Here is a 21110-nt window from a genome sequence, read left to right on the forward strand (position 1 = left end):
TGTAATGGTAGAGGCGGCAGATTTCGCCCTTTAATCCATCTCCAGCTCATCAAACAACTGCAAATCCACATCCAGCAATTCCACTGCATTGCTGCGGCGAATGCCGACGTTATTTTCGATTAACAGTTCCAGTAAGCGATCGCCGTCGATAAGCGTAATGGGCGCTGCCCCCGGAAAGAGCGCCGCTTCTGCACATTTCGCCGCAAATTTCCCGGTGGTGATAAGCGTACCGCGAATGGCCTTGTGGTAAGGCAACGCTCCGCGCAACTGGTCGATATACGGTCGAGTGATGGTGTTCTGCATTCTTTTGACCTGCACCACTTCGGTAATAGTGGTGATGCCGACCTGCACCTGACCAATCACGTCCACACCTTTATCGCCTGAGGCTTTGGTCACTTCGACCTGCTCGTAGCCCATTGCTTCCAGTAATTGACCGACCAGTTGTTCAAATTTGTATGGGTTCATTGTGCTGATTTGTTCGCGTAACAGCTCTTTTTGCTGTTCGTTATAGCGTTTCACCGCTTCCAGCAGCTCTTTACGCGGATCGCTTTTTCGTGCTGGCAACGCTTTTCCAAGCCAGGCGCGCCCGGTATCGGTGATGCGATAGCTCATGCCTTCGCGAGTAACCATGTCGCGGTCGATAAGATTATAGAGTCGGGAGTAGAGCGTACTTTTGGCTGACCGGTCGGAAGCAAATTTCGAATGCTGATGCAAAAAGGCCTGCCATTCCGGCAATAAATCGGCGCGGCGCGACATTTCCCGGCCAGCCAGCAGCTCAAGCAGTTGCAGAATGCCTTCCTGGTCGTCCAGTGAACGCAGCGTTTTTTCGTCATCTTGCAGGAATTTTTGTCCGCGCGAGGTGGGCTGCCAGGCATCATCTGGCGTGCTTTCCATCAGCTCAAACTGGGGATAGTTGAGGAATAAGTAGCAGCCGTAGCTGTGGCGCGGGTTCAGAATGTGATTATCGGTATCCCAAATACGGCGGGCGATGTCGGCATCTTCACCCGTTAAGCGTTCGCTGATCCACAGATCAGGCTCCGACCAGTCAACGGGTTTTTGCGGCGTACCAGTTTGATCGCGAATGGCAGTAATCATATTGCGTACCGCTTTCAGGGAATAGCCTGATACGGCTTTCATCATAGCCTTAACTTGCGCATAGGTAGGAAAAAGCGGGGTAATGACTTTGTAGTTTTTCACGGTAATCCCTTAACGACAGCGAGGCGTTTAGTGTGCCATGTCAGGCGAGAAATTCTATTGGATGAATCAAGTCCAACTCACTCATTGTCAATTTCATGGTTGATTATCCAAAACGTGATGCTATTTCCAACATCAACGCTATAATTGCAGAATAATTGTAGATACATTTTTGTATATACAATTAGGGATGGCAACTATGCCAATGGAGTTTGAATGGGATGCAAACAAGGCCAAAAGTAATCGGGTGAAACATGGCATCTGCTTTGAAGATGCGGTGTTAGTGTTTGATGATCCACAACATCTGTCACAGCAAGAACGCATAGAAAACGGTGAGTATCGCTGGCAGACTATCGGCTTGGTTCACGGCATCGTGGTTATTCTGGTTGCGCATACCATCCGTTTCGAAAGCGGAAATGAAATTATTCGAATCATCAGTGCACGAAAAGCAGAGCGTAAAGAGAGGAATCGCTATGAGCATGGTTAAACATAAACGAGGGACCCCCTCTACACTCGATGTGCAGCATGAGGCCGAACTGAAGGCGCTGGCGAATAAATCCGACGAGGATATTGATTACAGTGATATCCCACCTTCCAGCGATGAGCAATGGTCTAACGCAGAACGCGGTAAGTTTTATCGGCCATTGAAAACTCAGGCTTCGGTGCGTATTGATGCTGATGTGATGGAATGGCTGAAGCGACCAGGTAAAGGCTATCAAACTCGCCTGAACGCAATTTTACGTGAAGCGATGCTGCGCGATCAGAACAAAAAATAATTCAGGCCGCCACATGGCGGCCATCATCCAAAATTACTTCCTCAACCCCGCAAACGCCGCCCGAATCTCTTCCTCCGGCAGCTGAATCCCGATAAACACCATCGTGCTATGCGGTTTTTCATCGCCCCACGGGCGGTCCCAGTCGGCGCTGTAGAGGCGCTGGACGCCCTGGAACAGCAGGCGGTTAGGTTCGCCGTCAATCCACAGCATCCCTTTGTAACGCAGCAGTTTATCCGCCGATTCCAGCAGCAGGTTTTCCATCACCCGGGAAACTTCGCTGATATCTACCGGGTAATCCAGTTCCACCACAATCGACGAAATATCGTTTTGTTTATCCGCGATAAAGTGGAAACGCGGTTTGGTGCTGACGACGTTCTCTTCCAGCATAAAACCGTTGGTGTTGAACAGCAGGCCCAGGTCGATGTCGCCGTGGGTGACGGTGTAGACCGGTGCACGGGCATTGATGCGCGCCAGACGTTCACGCAGTTTTTCTGCTTCGCCTGCGACGTCGGTTTTAGTCAGCAGAATACGGTCGGCGTAGCCAACCTGTGACTGGGCGATGGTGAACTGGTTCATCTGCTCATCGGCATGTACCGCGTCCACCAGCGCAATCACGCCGTCCAACAGGTAACGCTGGCATAAAATCTCATGGGAGAAAAAGGTCTGAATAATCGGGCCGGGATCGGCCATGCCGGTGCATTCAATGACCAGACGATCGAACTGAATATTGCCCTTGTCGAGATTATCCAGCAGGTCGAGTAGCGCGTCTTCCAGCTCGTTGGAGCGCGAACAGCAGATGCAGCCGTTGGTCAGCGTTTTGATCTGCGTGGCGCGGTCGCCAATCAGTTGATCATCAACGGAGACTTCGCCGAATTCGTTTTCAATCACAGCAATCTTGTAGCCGTGTTGTTCGTTAAGAATATGGCGCAGCAGGGTGGTTTTGCCCGCGCCTAAAAAACCGGTGAGTAGGGTAACTGCAATCGGGTTCATGCTCTCTCCATTAACAACAGCGCATACCGCCTTTACCATCGCCGCCGTAGCGCGCGTTCTGGCGTTCGCGGAAGAATTCTTCATAGCTCATGTACGGCTTGTCGGGATGGTTGGTCTTCATATGCTCGACGTAGTTGTCGTAGTCTGGAATGCCAATCAACATCTTCGCCGCCTGGCCGAGATATTTTTTTGCCTGTCCTAAGTTACCAAACATTTTGCCTTCCAGATATGCGTAAAGCCCGGAAGGTCCGGGCTGGGGATTTGCCGGATGCGGCGTAAATGCCTTATCCGGCCTACGATAGACACTTTGTAGGCCGGATACGCGCAGCGTATCCGGCAACCGGTTAGTGGTGCGAAGAGATCTTCACGCCGCCTTCCGGGATTGGAACGTACGGTGTTTCTTTGTCAGTACGTTTGTCGCTGTTACGCACCTTCAGCCAGGTTTTGAAACCGTAGAAGATGATGCTGTACACCACAATCAGGAACAGAATACTCAGACCTGCGTTGGTGTAGTTGTTCACAACGATGTGGTTCATGTTGGCAATCTGCTGCGCCGTCAGGTCAGTACCGTTAGCAATCTTCTCTTTGTACTGGCTCGCCATGTAGAAGAAGCCTTCCATCTGCGGGTTGGTGCTGAACAGTTTCAGGCTCAGCGCCCAGGTGGTGCAGATAAGCAGCCATACAGCCGGAACAACTGTTACCCAGATGTATTGGGTGCGCTTCATCTTAATCAGCACAACGGTACCCAGTACCAGCGCTACGGCTGCCAGCATCTGGTTGGAGATACCGAACAGCGGCCACAGGCTCTTAACGCCGCCCAGCGGATCGACCACGCCCTGATACAGCAGGTAGCCCCACAGACCCACACAGCCCGCAGTACCGATGATACCGGCAACCAGAGAGTCGGTTTTTTTCAGGAACGGGATGAAGTTACCCAGCAGGTCTTGCAGCATAAAGCGGCCAGAACGAGTACCCGCATCCAGCGCGGTCAGGATGAACAGGGCTTCGAACAGAATACCGAAGTGATACCAGAAGCCCATGTCAGCCATCGGCAGCACTTTGTGGAACACATGAGCGATACCTACCGCCAGCGTCGGCGCACCACCTGCACGGTTCAAGACAGAAGGCTCACCAATGTCTTTCGCGGTTTGCAGGATCTGCTCTGGCGAAATCACGAAGCCCCAGGAGCTGACAGTCGCTGCCGCGTGTGCGGTAACGTCTTTCAGCTGCGCCATGATGATCGGCGCGTTCTCGCCACCCATTTCATGCAGGTTAGGCATGGTGATGCCAAGACCCGCAGGCGGGGTATTCATCGCGAAGTAAAGACCCGGTTCGATGATGGACGCAGCAACCAGCGCCATAATCGCCACGAAGGACTCCATCAGCATTGCGCCGTAGCCAATGAAACGCGCGTCGGTTTCGTTAGCCAGCAGTTTCGGCGTCGTACCGGAAGAGATCAGCGCGTGGAAGCCAGATACCGCACCACAGGCGATGGTGATGAACAGGAATGGGAACAGAGCGCCTTTCCACAGCGGGCCAGTACCGTCAATGTACTGGGTCATCGCAGGCATTTTCAGTTCCGGGTTCAGCACCACGATACCCAGCGCCAGGCCGACGATAACGCCGATTTTCAGGAAGGTTGCCAGATAGTCGCGCGGTGCGAGGATCAGCCACACCGGCAGCAGTGCGGAAACAAACGCATAGCCAATCAGCGCGAAGGTAATAGTGGTGTCTTTAAAGGTCAGTGCCGGACCCCAGTACGGATCGTGAGCAATCACGCCACCGAAGTAGATAGAGGCAACCAGCAGCACGATACCAATGACAGAGACTTCACCCACACGCCCCGGACGAATAAAGCGCATGTAGATACCCATAAACAGCGCAATTGGTACGGTTGAGCAAACGGTGAAGACACCCCACGGACTTTCGGCTAGGGCTTTAACCACAATCAGCGCCAGGACGGCGAGGATGATGATCATGATTAAGAAACAGCCAAACAGCGCGATAGTCCCCGGTACTGGCCCCATCTCTTCTTTGATCATCTCACCAAGAGATGCGCCGTTACGGCGAGAGGAGATAAACAGCACCATAAAGTCCTGAACCGCACCGGCCAGCACTACCCCCGCCAGCAGCCACAGCGTGCCAGGCAGGTAGCCCATCTGCGCGGCGAGAACCGGACCAACCAGCGGACCAGCACCGGCGATAGCGGCGAAGTGGTGACCAAACAACACGTAACGGTTGGTCGGAACATAGTTCAGACCGTCGTTGTTAATAACCGCAGGCGTCGCGCGCGTGGGGTCGAGTTTCATCACCTTCTGGGCGATATACAGACTGTAGTAGCGATACGCCACCAGATACACCGACACAGAGGCGACCACGATCCACAGGGCGCTGACGTGCTCCCCCCGACGTAATGCAACTACCGCGAGGCAGAATGCACCGATGATTCCGAGAATCACCCAGGGTATGTGCTTGAATAGTTTTTTCGTATCCATAGTAAAACCTGGCATTTTACTCGTCGTCTTTTGGCTTACAGGTGCGGCAGCTGCGTTCGTTCACCTCTGTCACTTACTTTTGTAAGTGACAGGGGATTCACTCACTTGCTGCCTTCCTGCAAACCAAAATCCATAGAGTAATTTGTTAATCATAGGCCGAAGCCGTTCTAGGTTTGCGTTGCGTTTGAGGAGGTAAATTGACCGCTATCCTGCAGTGATGTTGCCAGAGTTACGCGCGCGTAAAGTAAGGTAAATAACTGAGTGGTTATATTAGGGACGTAAGCGGTCAGGAATGGCGGTGAGCGGTTGGGCAAGAATTATTCATTAGGCTAATATGTGATTGAGATCACAATAAAAATCCCCCTTCGATAATTAACCGAAGGGGGAGTTCTTAGAAGAGAGTATCCAGCTCTGCCAGTACGTTGTAGTCGTCATCAGTCAATAACAACGTTTTCCATTTGTCGAAGGTCAGGCACGGATGCGATGTGCCAAACACCAGAATATCCCCCACCTGCACGTCGCTATTAGCTGACAGTTGCAACATGCAGTGCTGATCCATAATGCCTGTACTGCGAATCGCCTGTGGATCAAATGCCAGTGATTTGCCGTTGCGATAGTGGGCGACTGGTTGCGGCAGTCCGGCGTCGAAGGCGCAATCACGCTTACCAAAATTAACTACCGCACGATCGGCCTCTGGCACCGATTGCACCATGGCGACCAGTTCCAGTGCAGATGTGAGATCGCCTGCCAGATCGCAAGCCACGGGATCACGGGCGATCAATTGCTGTTGCGCGATGTCGTAGATCCCTGCGTCATGGGTGATGTAGCAGCCTGGGCGAATGACGATCCGGCAGTTAGTCGGTTTTTCTGCCGCCAGCCAGATATTGCACACCACGTCATACCAGACCGTGCCTGCTCCGGTGAGAATAAACTCGCCATCAACCAGACTCGCCATATTACAGGCCAGTTGTGCGGCATCCCGCAGCAGAGCTTCTACCTGCGGTTGCGGATCGTCACCGTGTAAAACACCTTCATATAACTCAAGCCCTCGCAGACGTAATCCTGGTAATTGGGCCGCCTGCTTAGCCAGTGCCAGTGCGGCATCCGTTGAGCGGCAGCCACAGCGCCCGCCGGGAACACCCAGCTCAATCATCACGTTCAGCGTCTGTTGCTGGCTGGCAAAAAAGGCAGACAAAGCGCGGGCGTTCTCAATGCTGTCGATACAGCAGATAAAATCGACCGTCGGGTAATGCCGTTGCAACTGGGCAATCAACTGCATATTCGCCTTGCCGACCAACTGGTTAACCATCAGCACACGCTGAATACCGCTCGCCATTGCCGCACCAGCCTGCCACGCGCTACCGACACCTATTGCCCAGGCACCAGCCGCCTGCTGCGCCTGAAAAATCCACGGCGTCATGGTGGTTTTACCGTGCGGTGCCAGCGAAACGCCGCGCGCGTCAGCGTAACGCTGCATCCACGTAATGTTGTTCTCCAGGGCCTGCTTTTTAATGATCGCGGCAGGTAAACAAACATCTTCGGCAAGGATATTTGCGGGCATTTGCATCAGGGCAGATTTATGGGGAACCAGCGGCTCCGAGTGGTATTTCATAACATTCACCTTTTAAAGATTTCAACGTATCGGATGTGAGTATCATTTGTAACTAAATGAAATATAAATACTTAGTTTATTTATCTTATGATTTATGAATAAAAGTATCAGAAAATCATCTGGGTTTTGCGTAGTTTTCCACTGTTTTTCATCCTTGTAAATGGTTAACTTGTCACCATTGCAGAAATGGAGTGACGAACATGCAGGTTGACTGGTTATTCAAAAATGTGACGGTTATCGACGGCAGCGGCGGCCCTGAATTTCGCGGGGACGTGGCAATAACAGGTGATCGGATTGTTGATATTGCCCCTGCGCTTAACGTTACGGCGCAGCAGGCCATTGACGGTGAAGGACGGGTGCTGGCACCAGGGTTTATCGACGTTCATACCCATGACGATATCAACGTTATTCGTATCCCGGAATATCTGCCAAAAATCAGCCAGGGGATCACCACCGTGATTGTCGGCAACTGCGGGATCAGTGCAGCGTCGGCGAAAATGAAAGGCGAAGTCCCTGACCCGATGAATCTGTTGGGGGAAGCAGAGCACTTTATTTATCCCACCGTTGAAAGCTATGCCCAGGCAGTGGAAGCAGCCAGACCGTCACTGAACGTTGGCACGCTGATTGGTCATACGGCGCTGCGTAATAATCATATGGACGACCTGTTTCGCCCGGCGACGGCAGATGAAATTGCCGCTATGCGTGCCGACTTACGTCTGGCGTTGAGTCAGGGGGCGCTGGGGTTAAGTTCCGGACTGGCCTATGCCACGGCATTTCAGGCGACTACCGAAGAAGTCATGGCGCTGGCGGAAGAACTGGCAGGTGAGAAGGGAGTTTATACCACTCATCTGCGTTCTGAATTCGAACCGATTCTGGATGCGCTGGATGAGGCGTTTCGTATTGGGCGTCATGGCAAAGTGCCTGTTGTGGTTTCCCACCATAAATGCGCTGGGGCGAAAAACTGGGGGCGGACAAAAGAAACGTTGGCCTTTTTTGACCAAATGCGTCAACACCAGGAAATTGGCTGCGATGTCTACCCTTACTCGGCCAGCTCTTCAACGCTGGATCTCAAACAAGTCACCGACGAATTCGATATTGTGATCACCTGGTCACAAACACATCCGCAGCAGGCGGGGAAAACACTGGCACAAATCGCCATCGACTGGCAGATGAGTATGCTGGAGGCTGCGAAGCTGCTAATGCCTGCCGGGGCTATCTATTACAACATGGACGAGCGCGACGTCCGCCGAGTGTTGAGTTATCCGGTCAGTATGATTGGCTCTGACGGCCTGCCTAATGATCCCATGCCGCATCCGCGTTTATGGGGCGCTTTCCCTCGCGTGCTGGGTCACTATTGTCGTGATGAAGGCTTATTCCCGCTGACCACGGCTATCCACAAAATGACCGGGCTTTCTGCCAGCCGTTTTTGTCTACCCCAGCGTGGACTGGTGAAAGTCGGCTATTTTGCGGACCTGGTGTTGTTCGATCCGCAAACCATTCGTGATGTTGCCAGTTTTTCTGATCCCAAACGCCCGGCAGAGGGCATTGAAGCGGTGATGGTAAATGGCGTTATGAGCTATGGTCGCGATAAACACATTACAGGCCGTGCGGGACGTTTCCTGCGCCGCCAGACCTCACATTAAGGAGTGAATATGAGCATTAAACGTTACGGTACGGAAGGTGGAACAGGCACTGGTGGGCAGCATTTGCCGTTTGCCAGGGCGGTTGAGGCGGGCGGCTGGCTGTACGTCTCCGGGCAAACACCCATGAAAAACGGTGAAGTGGTAGAAGGCGGTATCGTTGAACAGTCACGACTGGCGATCCAAAACTGTGTCGACATCATGACTGAAGCCGGTTATAGCCTGGCGGATGTGGTTCACGTGAAAGTGATCCTGACTGACGCCCGCTATTTCCAGTCCTTTAATAAAGTATTCAGAGAATTTTTTGGCGAGAATCCGCCTGCACGTATTTGTTGTGTGGCTGATCTGGTTGTCGATTGTAAAGTCGAAGTCGATGTGACCTGTTATAACGCGACCCGCTAATAAATTTAAGAATTAAAAAAACAGACCGCAATTGAGTGCTGAATACATTCAGCACTCCGGGAACTCTTACATTAATTTCTCTCTACTGGCAGGATGTGAATTATGAACAGTCATATCTTTTTAGTCGGCTTTATTATTTATGCCATCGCCATGATTTGGCTTGGTTGGTTTGTTTCTCGTAATCAGAAAAGCGGAGAAGATTTTCTGCTGGGCGGGCGTTCGCTGCCGCTGTTTCTGACGCTGGGCTCAACCGTTGCCACGATGGTTGGCACGGGTTCCAGTATGGGCGCAGTGGGCTTTGGCTACAGCAATGGCTGGGCCGGAATGCTTTATGGCGTCGGCGGGGCCGTAGGTATATTGCTGGTGGCGTGGCTGTTTGCACCGGTACGTAAATTACGTTTTATGACCATGAGTGAAGAACTCTCTTATTATACTGGCGGGAGTCATTTAATTAAAAATATTGTCGGTCTGATGATATTTATTGCCTCTATTGGCTGGCTGGGGGCGCATATATTAGGTGGCAGTATGTATCTTGCCTGGGCAACAGGTATTGATCTTACTGTAGCAAAATTAATTATCGCCTTAGCTTTTGCGATATACGTTATTATCGGCGGTTATTCGGCGGTAGTGTGGACAGACACCATTCAGGCCTTAATTTTGTTCTTTGGCTTTATATTGATGGCTATTCTTGCCGTTGTTCACGTTGGCGGCTGGAGTGCGATTGAACAGGCGATGGACCCAAAAGCGATGAGCCTGTTTGCGATTGATAAAATGGGCGTGCTGCCTGCGCTTTCGCTGGCGCTGGTTATTGGCGTTGGTGTACTGGCCACACCGTCTTATCGCCAGCGTATTTACTCGGGTAAAGATGTTCCCTCTGTACGCCGTTCGTTTGTTATTACTGGCGTGTTGTATCTGTTCTTCTCGATTCTGCCTGCCATTATCGGCATGGCGGCGTTCACCATGAACCCGAATCTGGAAAACAGTAACTATGCCTTCTTGTTCGCCACCAGTTTTCTGCCGCCATTGCTTGGCCTGGTGGTACTGATTGCCGGGCTTTCTGCCACCATGTCTTCTGCCAGCTCCGATGCCATCGCAGCGGTGGCGATTATGATGCGCGATGTCTACACCATGATTACCGGCAGAATGCCGCCGGAGAACAAGGCAATCACTTACTCACGCTGGATGCTGACCTTTGTTATTGGCCTCGCATTGGTCTTTGCTCTGACCTCTAACGATATCATCAGCTACATTACCAAAATGATTTCGATGCTGATGTCCGGGCTGTTTATCTGCTCGATTCTCGGTCGCTTCTGGCTACGCTTTAACTGGCAGGGCGCGTTGGCAGCGTTAGTGAGCGGTATGGTGATGTCAATTGTGGTGCTGATGAATGCCGACTGGCTGGCTTACTGGGGTAACCCGTGTATTCCGTCAGTGCTGGGAAGCCTGGTCGCTGGCGTACTGGTGACGCTGGTAACGCCAGCAAGCGAGATCAGCCGGGAAGAAGCTCTGGCTATTATCACCAATGAGCGTGAAAACCAGAGTGTCGTGATCACCAAACCTGAAGAGGCATAACCAATAGTGCTAATCGCCAAGTGGCTGGCGGTTAGCGCCACCCCGGTGGCTGTCTAATGCCAGTTTTATCCGCCGCAGGCGATCTTTCGCCTGCGCTTTATTTGCCATAGCCAGCTCTGTTGCCAGCACATCGATCATCGCGAGCATGGCGTAACGGGAAGGGGTGGGCTTAAAAATGTAATCACTTTCCTGAACCAGCAACGGCAATACCAGATCCACCTGTTCTGCCAGTGGTGTTTGTGCAGGCGTAATGGCGATAACTCGCGCGCCGTACTGACGGGCGATAGCAGCACTTTCGATGATTTCTGGCGTATAGCCGCCGAGTGAAAGAACTATCACCACATCCTGCGGCATCACGGCTGAGCACATCATTCTCATCATGAGAGCATCGTTCTGACTGACCACTGGCAATCCCAGACGGAACAGACGGTACTGGATCTCCTGCGAGCAGATGGTAGAACCGCCGCCCGTTCCCAATGCAAGAATTTGTCGCGCCTGACTTAACCAACTGACCGCCTGACTGATAGCGTTCATATCCAGTGAGCGACGATGCGTTTCCAGCACGCTGATAATTGATTCGTAGATCCCCTGAACGCCGTCAAGATCCGGTACATCGAGAATAAACCGCTGCCCGATAGCCAGTGACTGCGCCAGTTTGACTTTCAGTTCGCGGACATCTTTGCAACCCAATGCACGGGCAAAACGCGTCACCGACGCCTGGCTGGTTTGTGTTAACCGCGCCAGCTCGGCAATTGGCAGTTCCACGGCTGCGGAGACGTCATCAAGAATAAATTGTGCGATACGCTTTTCAGTGGCGGTTAACGCCATAAACCGTTCGGTAATGCAGGAGATGATATCGATGCTATAAGCCATGGGAGTATCACTGATTCAGTAAAAACTGGTACTTTGTACCATAAAAATTGCTCCAGAGTGTGACCCTCATAAAAAATGTAAGTACGCAGCGACAAAAAAACGCTCAACACCGCTCCAGATCATAAAGTTTTCTACCACCAGGCCGACAACCTGAGTATCAGGTCTGGAGGGAAGAGAAACCATGTTTAAACGTATTAAGATCGTGACCAGCTTATTGCTGGTTTTGGCCGTTTTTGGCCTTTTACAACTGACATCAGGCGGTTTGTTCTTTAATGCCTTAAAAAATGACAAAGAAAATTTCTCCGTTTTACAAACCATTCGTCAGCAGCAATCCACATTGAATGGCAGCTGGGTCGCGTTGTTGCAGACACGTAACACTCTCAACCGCGCGGGTATCCGCTACATGATGGATCAGAACAATATTGGCAGCGGTTCAACCGTCGCCGAGCTGATGCAGAGTGCCAGTATTTCGCTGAAGCAAGCGGAAAAAAACTGGGCGGACTACGAAGCGTTGCCGCGTGACCCGCGTCAGAGCACAGCTGCAGCGGCGGACATCAAACGTAATTACGATATTTACCACAATGCGCTGGCGGAGCTGATCCAGCTGTTAGGCGCAGGCAAAATCAATGAGTTCTTTGATCAGCCAACTCAGGGATATCAGGACGGTTTCGAGAAGCTGTATATGGCTTATATGGAGCAAAACGATCGTCTCTACGATATTGCCGTCAGCGATAATAATGCTTCCTACAACCAGGCGATGTGGGTGCTGGTGGGCGTGTTGATCGTCGTGTTAGCCGTCATTGTGGCCGTCTGGTTTGGTATTAAAGCCTCGCTGGTAGCACCAATGAATCGCCTGATCGAAAGCATCTGTCATATTGCTGGCGGGGATTTGGTAAAACCCATTGAGGTGGATGGTTCTAACGAAGTAGGACAACTGGCTCAGAGTTTGCGCCATATGCAAAGTGAACTGATGCGTACTGTCGGAGATGTACGTAACGGTGCTAATGCCATTTATAGCGGTGTCAGCGAAATTGCCACGGGTAATAACGATCTCTCATCACGTACTGAGCAGCAAGCGGCTTCACTGGAAGAGACGGCGGCCAGCATGGAGCAACTGACTGCAACGGTGAAACAGAACGCCGAGAACGCGCGTCAGGCCAGTCATCTGGCGTTAAGTGCTTCTGAAACCGCGCAACGTGGTGGCAAGGTAGTGGATAACGTGGTACAGACGATGCGCGATATCTCCACCAGTTCGCAGAAGATTGCCGATATTATCAGCGTTATCGATGGTATTGCCTTCCAGACCAATATTCTGGCTTTGAACGCGGCGGTTGAAGCGGCGCGCGCGGGCGAGCAAGGGCGTGGTTTTGCGGTAGTTGCGGGGGAAGTGCGTAACCTGGCGCAGCGTAGCGCCCAGGCGGCCCGTGAAATTAAAAGCTTGATTGAAGACTCCGTAAGTAAAGTGGATGTCGGATCTACGCAGGTCGAAAGTGCCGGGGAAACCATGACAGAGATTGTCAGCGCCGTAACACGCGTTACTGACATTATGGGAGAAATCGCTTCAGCCTCTGATGAGCAAAGCCGTGGCATTGATCAGGTTGGTTTAGCGGTTGTCGAAATGGATAGGGTAACGCAACAGAACGCCGCGTTAGTGGAAGAGTCTGCTGCCGCTGCCGCCGCGCTGGAAGAGCAGGCCAGCCGTCTGACCGAAGCCGTAGCGGTGTTCCGTATACAGCAAACGCAACAGCGTCAGTATGAAGCTTTGCCAGTGGTAAACGCAGCGTTGCCGGTTGTGTCGCGCAAAATTGTCGTCGCTGATAGCGGGGATAACTGGGAAACGTTTTAATCGCCATGAAAAATGCCCGATAAGAGATGACTTATCGGGCAATGTGTTGTTTATTTAGTTATTTGGTTGCTGAGGCGTTTGCATTCGTAAGTGATGTCTTATTGATTTTTGTATCTGATGAATCCAGATCGCTCCTGATGCCAATCTGGAAAATTCCCGCAAGCATGAGAGCACCAATGATTGCTATACCTCCAAGTAAATACAATCCTGCAACATTTGAATCAAATACATTTTCAGCCCAAACCCGGATGTTAGGAGCAACGAATCCACCGAGATTTCCAAGTGAGTTGATCAAAGCTATTCCTGAGGCGGCTGCTGCTCCACCGAGATAGCTTGTTGGGAAAGTCCAGTAAATAGGTTGAACGGCTAATAAACCTGCACATCCAATACATAATGCGATAAAAGCCAGGATTGGCGTTCCCGCAAGCATTCCTGATAAAGCAACACCAAAGCCTCCGAGTAGTAAAGTAATAGTGCTAATCCAACGCCGTTCTTTCAATTTTGTTGAAAGATGAGGAATGTACCATGCCGCAAATAGGGCACATAACCATGGAATACCGGATAAAACACCGACAATAAAGCCAATTCCCTGCCCTGATAATGCTGCTACTTGTGATGGCAGAAAAAAGGCAATGCCGTATGAGCCAACTTGAATCGTAAAACAAATCAGACATAAATAAAGTACGCGAGGATCGCAAAGTGCCTTTAATATACCCTGAGGGCTGTGACTTATTTTTGTTTTTTCCTCCATTTCCATTATGCGACTGAGAGCTACTTTTTCTTGTGGTGTGAGGAAAGTGCAACGTTTGTCGGACGGTTTATCGTCCAGGTAGAAAAATGCGGCTACTCCAACTAACGCAGCTAATAATCCTTCGACTAAAAACATGAGTTGCCAGTTATGCAGTCCCCATAGGTCATGGATTGTTAATAAACCACCAGAAATAGGGCCGCCAAGAATAAATGCAATCGGTGGACCAAACCAAAAATAACCCGCAACTTTTGCTCGTATATTAAGAGGGAACCAAAATGTTAGATATAACATAACGCCCGGCATGAATCCTGCTTCCGAAGCACCCAAGAAAAAACGCAAAATGATAAATGTTTTTTCCGTATGGGCGAACATCATCGCTGCTGAAATAAGTCCCCATGTGAACATGATTCGTGAAAGCCACAAGCGAGCTCCCACTTTGTATAAAAATATATTGCTGGGGACTTCAAAAATCGCATATCCAATGAAAAATACGCCGGCACCAAATGCATAAGCAGCGTTACTTAATCCCGTGTCGACCTGAAAAGCATCCTTAGCAAAACCAATATTGGCACGATCCAGATAAGCCATGACGTACATAAGAGCTAAGAAAGGTAGAAGTCTTATTATTGACTTTCGAACTGCAGAGTTGACAACAATTTCATCATCAGTTTGACTCATAATTGTGCTTCCGAATAAACGGTGGACATTTTTGCTATCCAGTAATCTTTATGTATTGCTGGATAATCTCTTGTTATGAAAAAATATAGATATTTTGCGTCTACTAGATATTTAATTTTTATTGATTGACCCATTCACGACCATCTGGCCATGAGTAACATGCCAAAGTTTCTGGTTTCATTTTTACACCATAACCTGGTTGTAAAAGAGGGAAATACCGGCCTCGCTTAATAACTAAAGGTTCTTCAAAATTCTCATGTAAATGGTCAACATACTCGAGAACTCTATTTTCCAATGTTGCTGAGACTGAGATATAGTCAAAAAGAACAATATTCAGTGAATACTGACACAAACCAACCCCTCCGCCATGAGGACAAACTGGAATATTGAATTTTGCAGCCATAAGTACAACTGCGAGTACTTCGTTTAAACCACCAAGTCGCGCGGGATCTAACTGGCAAAAATCCATTGCATTGGCCTGAAAAAATTGTTTAAACATAACTCTGTTATGTGCATGTTCACCAGTAGCAATACCAATATTACCAATGCGTGATTTGATTGCAGCATGACCAAGAATATCATCAGGGCTAGTAGGTTCTTCAATCCATAGAGGATCAAATTTTGCCAATTTCCTCATTGCAGTAATGGCCTGATCAACCCCCCATGTTTGGTTAGCATCCATCATGAGTTTGCGTTCCCAGCCCAGTTCTTCACGTAAGATTGTCGCCCTGCGGATATCCTGCTCGAGATCTGCACCTACTTTTTGTTTCAGGTGAGTCCATCCATCAGCAACAGCCTGGCGTGCCAGATGTCGCATTTTTTCTTCAGAGTAACCGAGCCACCCTGCTGCAGTTGTATAACCTGGGAAACCTTCCTCAAGCATTTCTCTTTCACGCTGTGCTTTACCTTTTTCAGAACGGCGAAGTAATGCAATGGCTTCTTCTGGAGTCAATACATCTATAATGTAGCTAAAATCAATGCAATGCACGATTTCTTCTGGTGACATGTCTACCAGCATTTTCCAGACAGTTTTATTTTGTGAACGGGCCCAAAGGTCCCAAAGTGCATTAATAATTGCAGCGGTGGCTAGATGAATAACTCCTTTCTCTGGACCTACCCAACGCAACTGACAGTCTCCTGAAACTAGTTCATGCCAAAACTGCCCAAAGTTTTCTGTTATATCTTCTAGAGTTCGTCCTATTACAAACAATTCTGCTAATGATTTTACGGCACTTACACATAAGTCATTTCCACGTCCAATCGTAAATGTTAATCCATAACCTTTTAAATCATCTGAATAATCGGTAATTAAGGTAACATAAGTCGCAGAGTAATCAGAAATTGCATTCATTGCATCAGAACCATCCAAATTTCTGGATGTTGGAAAACGAATGTCCTTAACGCTGATATCTTTGATAGTAATTGCCATACTGACTCCTGTATTGATATTTTTTACTATTAAAAAATATAAAAACTAAAAGACGTCTTCAGTTTATGTGTGCGCAACACAATGAAATGTGAACTGATTATAATAATGTGGTGCAATTTACATTTTTCTGTATTTAATGTGTTTTTAATCTAATCGCAAATTTGTCTTACTGAATGAATCATTGACTTTTTTGCTGTATCGAGATGTGTGCGTAATGCAAGTAAAGCATCCAGGTCACTGCGGCAAATCAGGGCGTTGAGAATGGTCATGTGCTCATCGACGGCAATGATATTGCGCTGTTTAAGATCGCTTTCGTCCCATTGATAGTGAAAATGAAAGATGATTGAGATTATCTCAAGCGATTGATCAAAAAAGATATTATCGGCAGCTGAAAGCAGTAAGGAGTGAAAATCTCTGTCCAGTTGGGAAAACATACGAAAGCTATTGCTGATGTTGTCTCGTAGTAGGCGATGACGTTCGAGCATGTTTTTCACCTGCAACCAGCGGGGATCATGATCAGGCAGGTTAAGAAAGTGCTCAAGTGAATGTATTTCGAGCATTTCACGCAGTTCAAACAACTGCTCGGCGTAGGATTGATCGAATTGCTTCATACTCCACTGTCCGCGCTTTTCGCTTTGAATAAGATTATACCGACCGAATTTTAAAAGGTATTCCCTCACTACCACCGGGCTGACACACGCGGCTCGCGCCAGCTGCAGTTCAGAAAAAGTTTCCCCAGGGCGTAACTGGCGCTGGTTTATCATTGTGAAAAAAGCCTGCTCAAACACTTTGTTTTGCTCACTCATTGAAGCGATAGTGCAGGCGAAACCGTCATCGTAGTCAGGTTTGCGCGTAATAACATGGTCATTTCCAACCAGTGTCAGGACGCCGCATTCGCGTAAGTAGCTGAGAATATGCCGTACTGTGGTGCGACTGATGTTGTACATTTCCGCCAGCGCGCTTTGCGATGGTAGTGGTGAAGGGATATGACCACGCGCCATATCACCAATGACCTGGTTAATCACATTGTGGCGTAAATTTTGCGAACGACTCATATTTTCTCCTTGTGAGTCCATTAAAACCATAATTAAAACATTTTTATATGTGTGTTTTCACAAAATAGATTTTCTGTTTCGCTGCCATTTTTAATTTTCATTGATATCTTTTGCAACAAAAAATGGAGAGCCGAATCATGTCTACGATGAATATTTTAATTTGCCAGCAGCCGAAAGAATTAGTCTGGAAACAACGCGAGATACCTATTCCGGGTGACAATGAAGCATTAATAAAAATTAAGTCTGTCGGGATTTGCGGTACCGATATTCATGCCTGGGGTGGAAATCAACCATTTTTTAGTTATCCACGGGTTTTAGGCCATGAAATATGTGGGGAGATTGTTGGGCTGGGTAAAAATATTGCTGATCTTAAAAATGGTCAGCAAGTTGCTGTGATCCCTTATGTTGCCTGTCAGCAATGCCCGGCGTGTAAAAGCGGTCGCACCAATTGCTGTGAAAAAATTTCGGTAATTGGCGTGCATCAGGATGGCGGTTTTAGTGAGTATTTGAGCGTGCCGGTGGCGAACATTTTGCCTGCGGATGGTATTGATCCGCAGGCGGCAGCGTTGATTGAACCTTTCGCTATTAGCGCTCATGCGGTTCGTCGCGCAGCAATTGCGCCAGGTGAGCAGGTGCTGGTGGTCGGGGCGGGACCAATTGGTCTGGGCGCGGCAGCAATCGCTAAAGCCGATGGCGCACAGGTGGTGGTGGCGGATACCAGTCCGGCGCGGCGTGAGCATGTGGCAACGCGTCTGGAGTTGCCCGTGATGGACCCGTCAGCCGAGGATTTTGACGACCAGTTGCGGGCGCAATTTGGTGGTTCGCTGGCGCAGAAAGTGATCGACGCAACAGGTAATCAACATGCGATGAATAACGCCGTTAATCTGATTCGTCATGGCGGCACGGTAGTATTTGTTGGCCTGTTTAAAGGCGAGTTGCAGTTCTCTGATCCGGAATTCCATAAAAAAGAAACCACAATGATGGGCAGCCGAAATGCCACGCCGGAAGATTTCGCGAAAGTCGGGCGGCTGATGGCGGAAGGGAAAATTACTGCCGACATGATGTTAACCCATCGCTATCCGTTCGCCACGCTGGCAGAAATCTATGAGCGCGATGTGATTAACAATCGTGAGTTGATTAAGGGCGTAATTACTTTCTGATAATCGAGTTGCCATGCAGCGCCCGGGGAAATGTTGGGCGCTGTTTTTTCTGTTTCTTAATAATGTGTTGTAAGCCGGAGAAGGCGTGTAGGTCGCACCTTATGCGACCTACAAATCAGTCAGGAATTATCCTTCACGCGCCACCACTTTAATTTCCACCATGCCAATGCCGAGCTTACGCGGCGAGTGTCCGAGGATATTCCCTTCGTTGGTTGAGACAGGTTCTGGCGGAATAATTACCAGTGTGTCGGCATCGGTTGGGTTCTCGAAATGCAGCGTGGTGGTGGTCACTTCATTGTCCAGCACGATGGTTTGTTCTTCGTTGCCTACGCGTACCGGAATGGGACGGCTGGCGTTATTACCATATGCTTTGGCGGTGATCACCAGGTCAAATTTCTTCGGCAGAGGATGTTTGTACTCGATTTTCACTTCATCGCCCAGCTGCGCGTTGGACCAGCGTCCCCACGACTCCGGACGGGAAATTCCGCTAAACTGTTTCACTTCTTCCGGTGCACCTGCGACGTTAAAAATGAAACTGTCGGCTTTGTAGCGAATATCGTTATCGACAATCTTCAGCGTATCGACATTGCCTTTGTAGCGTTCCATATCGATGACGGTATCTTTAAATGCGGTTTTGCCCTTCCACGTCGTTTTATCAACATGTTGAACAATTTGCTGACCACCAAGCTGCCCCTGGGAAACACACCAGTCAGTGGAGAGAGCCAACTCTGGCGCCCATAGCTGCGCCATCTTGTAGCAGCGATCAACCCAGACGAAATTGTCGCGCGGAGCGAAATCGGCCAACTGGAAACGGAGTGGTGCAGAATATTCGCTTTCTGGCAGTGGTTCCACACGTTTATCCGACACGCGTAACAGCAGCGGCAGACGGAAATGGGTACCCGAGAAGGCGATCATGTTTTTATTCTGATCGATGGTGAACTCTTTCATCTCGGTGGGGAATTTCCACAGACGAATGATATCGGGCTTCCACGCCAGCACTTTCTCTTTAATGTTGAGGAACACTTCCGACATGGATTGACCAGAGAGGCTACTACGCCCAAGGCCGATAAAGTTATCGCCACCAAGAATATCCAGCACTGTAGCGCCGTTATCCATGGTGTTGCGCTTCACCGCCAGCGTCTCTTGCTGTGGCTTGTCGCCACGGATGACGAAAAACAGGTTGTTACGATCCTGTTTATTAAGGTATTTCCACGCCGTGTTGTTCATCGCTAAATGGTCAGATGAGACGACGATGACGGTATCTTTAAACCACGGTGACGCTTTGATTTTATTGATAAACGTCGCGATGTTCTCCTGGCTGCAACTTACCGCGCTGAATGACTGATTCGGCTTACCGTCAAAATCATATTTTTTGCGGTTGCAGGTGCGAGAGATAAAACCATCCGGGTGATGGGTATCGACCGTCAGAGTAAACAGTGAGAATCGCTGACCAGAGCGGGAAAGCTCTTCAAACTTTTTCCACGCTTCATCCAGCACGGTATCGTCGTAGAATCCCCAGTCGTTGCGATAATGCGGATCCGCCACCACACTTTTCAGCTCTTCTGCACCATACAAATGGTCGAAACCGTGTGATTTCAGGAACACATCTTTACCCGCAAAACGCAGGTTAGCCCCTTGCACAAAATAGTTCTGATAACCGGAGTTTTTCAGGATATCGCCAAGACAGATGTTCTGCGGGAAGAAGCTGGAAACCGAGGCAGAGGCGTTACCTTCAAACGGGGCAAACAGTGGAATCCCGCACTGAGACGCCACCATGCCCGCGATAGTGTAATCCGTTCCTGGCAGTTGTTGAGTATGACTGAAATCCAGCCCTTCATTTTTCAGTGCGCCCAGTTCGGGAGTGAGGTCTGGAAAAGCGTCGTTATCAAAATAGGTCCGCTCCAGACTCTCACCATAGATATAAACCAGGTTAAGTTTGGGGGCAGGGATGGTTTTCGACGGTTCTTTATAATAAGCCGCAAAGTCAGGATCGCCGTCGCGTGACTGGGATTTTACCAGCTCCGTTATCTGGCGAAACGCCGGGCTGGCGTCCACAGAACCCAGCGCCAGTAAGAGCGCCAGCAGGCTGTAGCCAAAATGGTGAGGATGATGACGGCGTCGGCGTAGGATCCAGCCCAGCGCGCCGAAAACTACCGCCAGTGCCAGCACGATACCCACTCCCGGCAGGATATACTTGCTGACGCCAGCACCGGTCAGGCTGTTAGTTAAGGTATAGAGCACCGCGTCGTTAATGCCGTCGCCAGTAAAATAGTCGCTGGCAAACAGGGTAATGTTTAAAACGACAAATAACCCCAGTACCGTTAACGTGGCGGCAAACCACCAGGTGTTACGTCCCGCTTTCCATGCGTAGATCAGCACAGATGCGAGAAATAGGGCGAAAGAGAATAGTTCTGACAACGGGCGATCCTCACTAAAACAGGCCGGTTAGCCGATGTTTAAGATTTTTTGAGAAACACAATGTAATGGTGCTGCCATATAGCTGCAATTCTAGTGTCAAAAAAATGCGATGTTGTTAGGAATTAGTTTATAAACAGACTTTTTTGCGCAAGAAAGTTGCCCGTGTAACAGAGGGAAAGACGTCCAGAAACAGGGAAAAGAGCGGGGAAGGGCCGCGTT

At 49.6% G+C, this 21110-nt stretch carries 17 protein-coding genes; 7 read left to right on the forward strand and 10 right to left on the reverse strand.

Going from position 1 to position 21110, the window contains the following annotated elements:
- Positions 1-30: 30 nt before the first annotated feature.
- On the reverse strand, positions 31-1197 hold the full coding sequence (locus D9741_RS08600) for a restriction endonuclease (protein WP_130216581.1): 1167 nt from the start codon (positions 1195-1197) through the stop codon (positions 31-33).
- A gap of 196 nt (positions 1198-1393) precedes the next feature.
- Between D9741_RS08600 and D9741_RS08605 the strand changes: the two genes are divergently transcribed.
- A complete protein-coding gene (locus D9741_RS08605) occupies positions 1394-1681 on the forward strand; it encodes a BrnT family toxin (RefSeq protein ID WP_130216579.1) in 288 nt (95 codons plus the stop codon).
- Positions 1668-1970 (forward strand): BrnA antitoxin family protein, encoded by a 303-nt coding sequence (locus tag D9741_RS08610; RefSeq protein ID WP_000063150.1) that lies wholly within the window; start codon positions 1668-1670, stop codon positions 1968-1970. The genes D9741_RS08605 and D9741_RS08610 overlap by 14 nt, the downstream gene beginning before the upstream one ends.
- 33 nt (positions 1971-2003) lie before the next feature.
- On the opposite strand, the gene yjiA is transcribed toward D9741_RS08610, so the two are convergent.
- The 4 genes from yjiA to D9741_RS08630 all read right to left on the reverse strand — a co-directional run bounded on the left by yjiA (position 2004) and on the right by D9741_RS08630 (position 7067).
- A complete protein-coding gene (gene yjiA, locus D9741_RS08615) occupies positions 2004-2960 on the reverse strand; it encodes a GTPase (RefSeq protein ID WP_001297640.1) in 957 nt (318 codons plus the stop codon).
- A gap of 10 nt (positions 2961-2970) precedes the next feature.
- Positions 2971-3174, reverse strand: coding sequence for a YbdD/YjiX family protein (locus tag D9741_RS08620; protein ID WP_000467859.1), 204 nt, complete (start codon positions 3172-3174; stop codon positions 2971-2973).
- Between the two features lie 130 nt (positions 3175-3304).
- A complete protein-coding gene (btsT, locus tag D9741_RS08625) occupies positions 3305-5455 on the reverse strand; it encodes a pyruvate/proton symporter BtsT (RefSeq protein WP_130216577.1) in 2151 nt (716 codons plus the stop codon).
- Between the two features lie 391 nt (positions 5456-5846).
- Positions 5847-7067, reverse strand: coding sequence for an amino acid deaminase (locus D9741_RS08630; protein ID WP_130216575.1), 1221 nt, complete (start codon positions 7065-7067; stop codon positions 5847-5849).
- Positions 7068-7267: 200 nt separating this feature from the next.
- Between D9741_RS08630 and D9741_RS08640 the strand changes: the two genes are divergently transcribed.
- The 3 genes from D9741_RS08640 to D9741_RS08650 all read left to right on the forward strand — a co-directional run bounded on the left by D9741_RS08640 (position 7268) and on the right by D9741_RS08650 (position 10681).
- The gene (locus D9741_RS08640; RefSeq protein ID WP_130216573.1) at positions 7268-8710 is read left to right on the forward strand and encodes a D-aminoacylase; all 1443 of its coding nucleotides are present in this window, start codon (positions 7268-7270) and stop codon (positions 8708-8710) included.
- A 9-nt stretch (positions 8711-8719) separates the two neighbouring features.
- Entirely contained in the window at positions 8720-9109 is a 390-nt protein-coding gene (locus tag D9741_RS08645) for a RidA family protein (RefSeq protein WP_000023754.1), read from the forward strand.
- A 102-nt stretch (positions 9110-9211) separates the two neighbouring features.
- On the forward strand, positions 9212-10681 hold the full coding sequence (locus D9741_RS08650) for a sodium:solute symporter family protein (protein ID WP_130216571.1): 1470 nt from the start codon (positions 9212-9214) through the stop codon (positions 10679-10681).
- 9 nt (positions 10682-10690) lie between these two features.
- Here the strand turns inward: D9741_RS08650 and D9741_RS08655 are convergent, their stop codons facing one another.
- Positions 10691-11554, reverse strand: coding sequence for a MurR/RpiR family transcriptional regulator (locus tag D9741_RS08655; protein WP_130216569.1), 864 nt, complete (start codon positions 11552-11554; stop codon positions 10691-10693).
- A gap of 181 nt (positions 11555-11735) precedes the next feature.
- On the opposite strand from D9741_RS08655, the gene tsr reads away from it, so the two are divergent.
- Positions 11736-13400: a methyl-accepting chemotaxis protein gene (gene tsr, locus D9741_RS08660; RefSeq protein WP_130216567.1), complete on the forward strand. Its 1665-nt coding sequence runs from the start codon at positions 11736-11738 to the stop codon at positions 13398-13400.
- Positions 13401-13458: 58 nt separating this feature from the next.
- Here the strand turns inward: tsr and D9741_RS08665 are convergent, their stop codons facing one another.
- The 3 genes from D9741_RS08665 to D9741_RS08675 all read right to left on the reverse strand — a co-directional run bounded on the left by D9741_RS08665 (position 13459) and on the right by D9741_RS08675 (position 17313).
- Complete coding sequence (locus D9741_RS08665) at positions 13459-14829, reverse strand: MFS transporter (protein WP_130216565.1); 1371 nt, start codon at positions 14827-14829, stop codon at positions 13459-13461.
- Positions 14830-14947: 118 nt separating this feature from the next.
- A complete protein-coding gene (locus tag D9741_RS08670; RefSeq protein WP_130216563.1) occupies positions 14948-16258 on the reverse strand; it encodes an enolase C-terminal domain-like protein in 1311 nt (436 codons plus the stop codon).
- A gap of 149 nt (positions 16259-16407) precedes the next feature.
- A complete protein-coding gene (locus D9741_RS08675) occupies positions 16408-17313 on the reverse strand; it encodes a GntR family transcriptional regulator (RefSeq protein ID WP_130204752.1) in 906 nt (301 codons plus the stop codon).
- 137 nt (positions 17314-17450) lie between these two features.
- On the opposite strand from D9741_RS08675, the gene lgoD reads away from it, so the two are divergent.
- Complete coding sequence (lgoD, locus tag D9741_RS08680; protein WP_130216561.1) at positions 17451-18473, forward strand: L-galactonate oxidoreductase; 1023 nt, start codon at positions 17451-17453, stop codon at positions 18471-18473.
- Positions 18474-18599: 126 nt separating this feature from the next.
- Here the strand turns inward: lgoD and opgB are convergent, their stop codons facing one another.
- Complete coding sequence (gene opgB / locus D9741_RS08685; RefSeq protein ID WP_130216559.1) at positions 18600-20891, reverse strand: phosphatidylglycerol--membrane-oligosaccharide glycerophosphotransferase; 2292 nt, start codon at positions 20889-20891, stop codon at positions 18600-18602.
- Positions 20892-21110: the final 219 nt, after the last annotated feature.

The organism is Escherichia sp. E14V7, assembly GCF_004212225.1.
Taxonomy (GTDB): domain Bacteria; phylum Pseudomonadota; class Gammaproteobacteria; order Enterobacterales; family Enterobacteriaceae; genus Escherichia.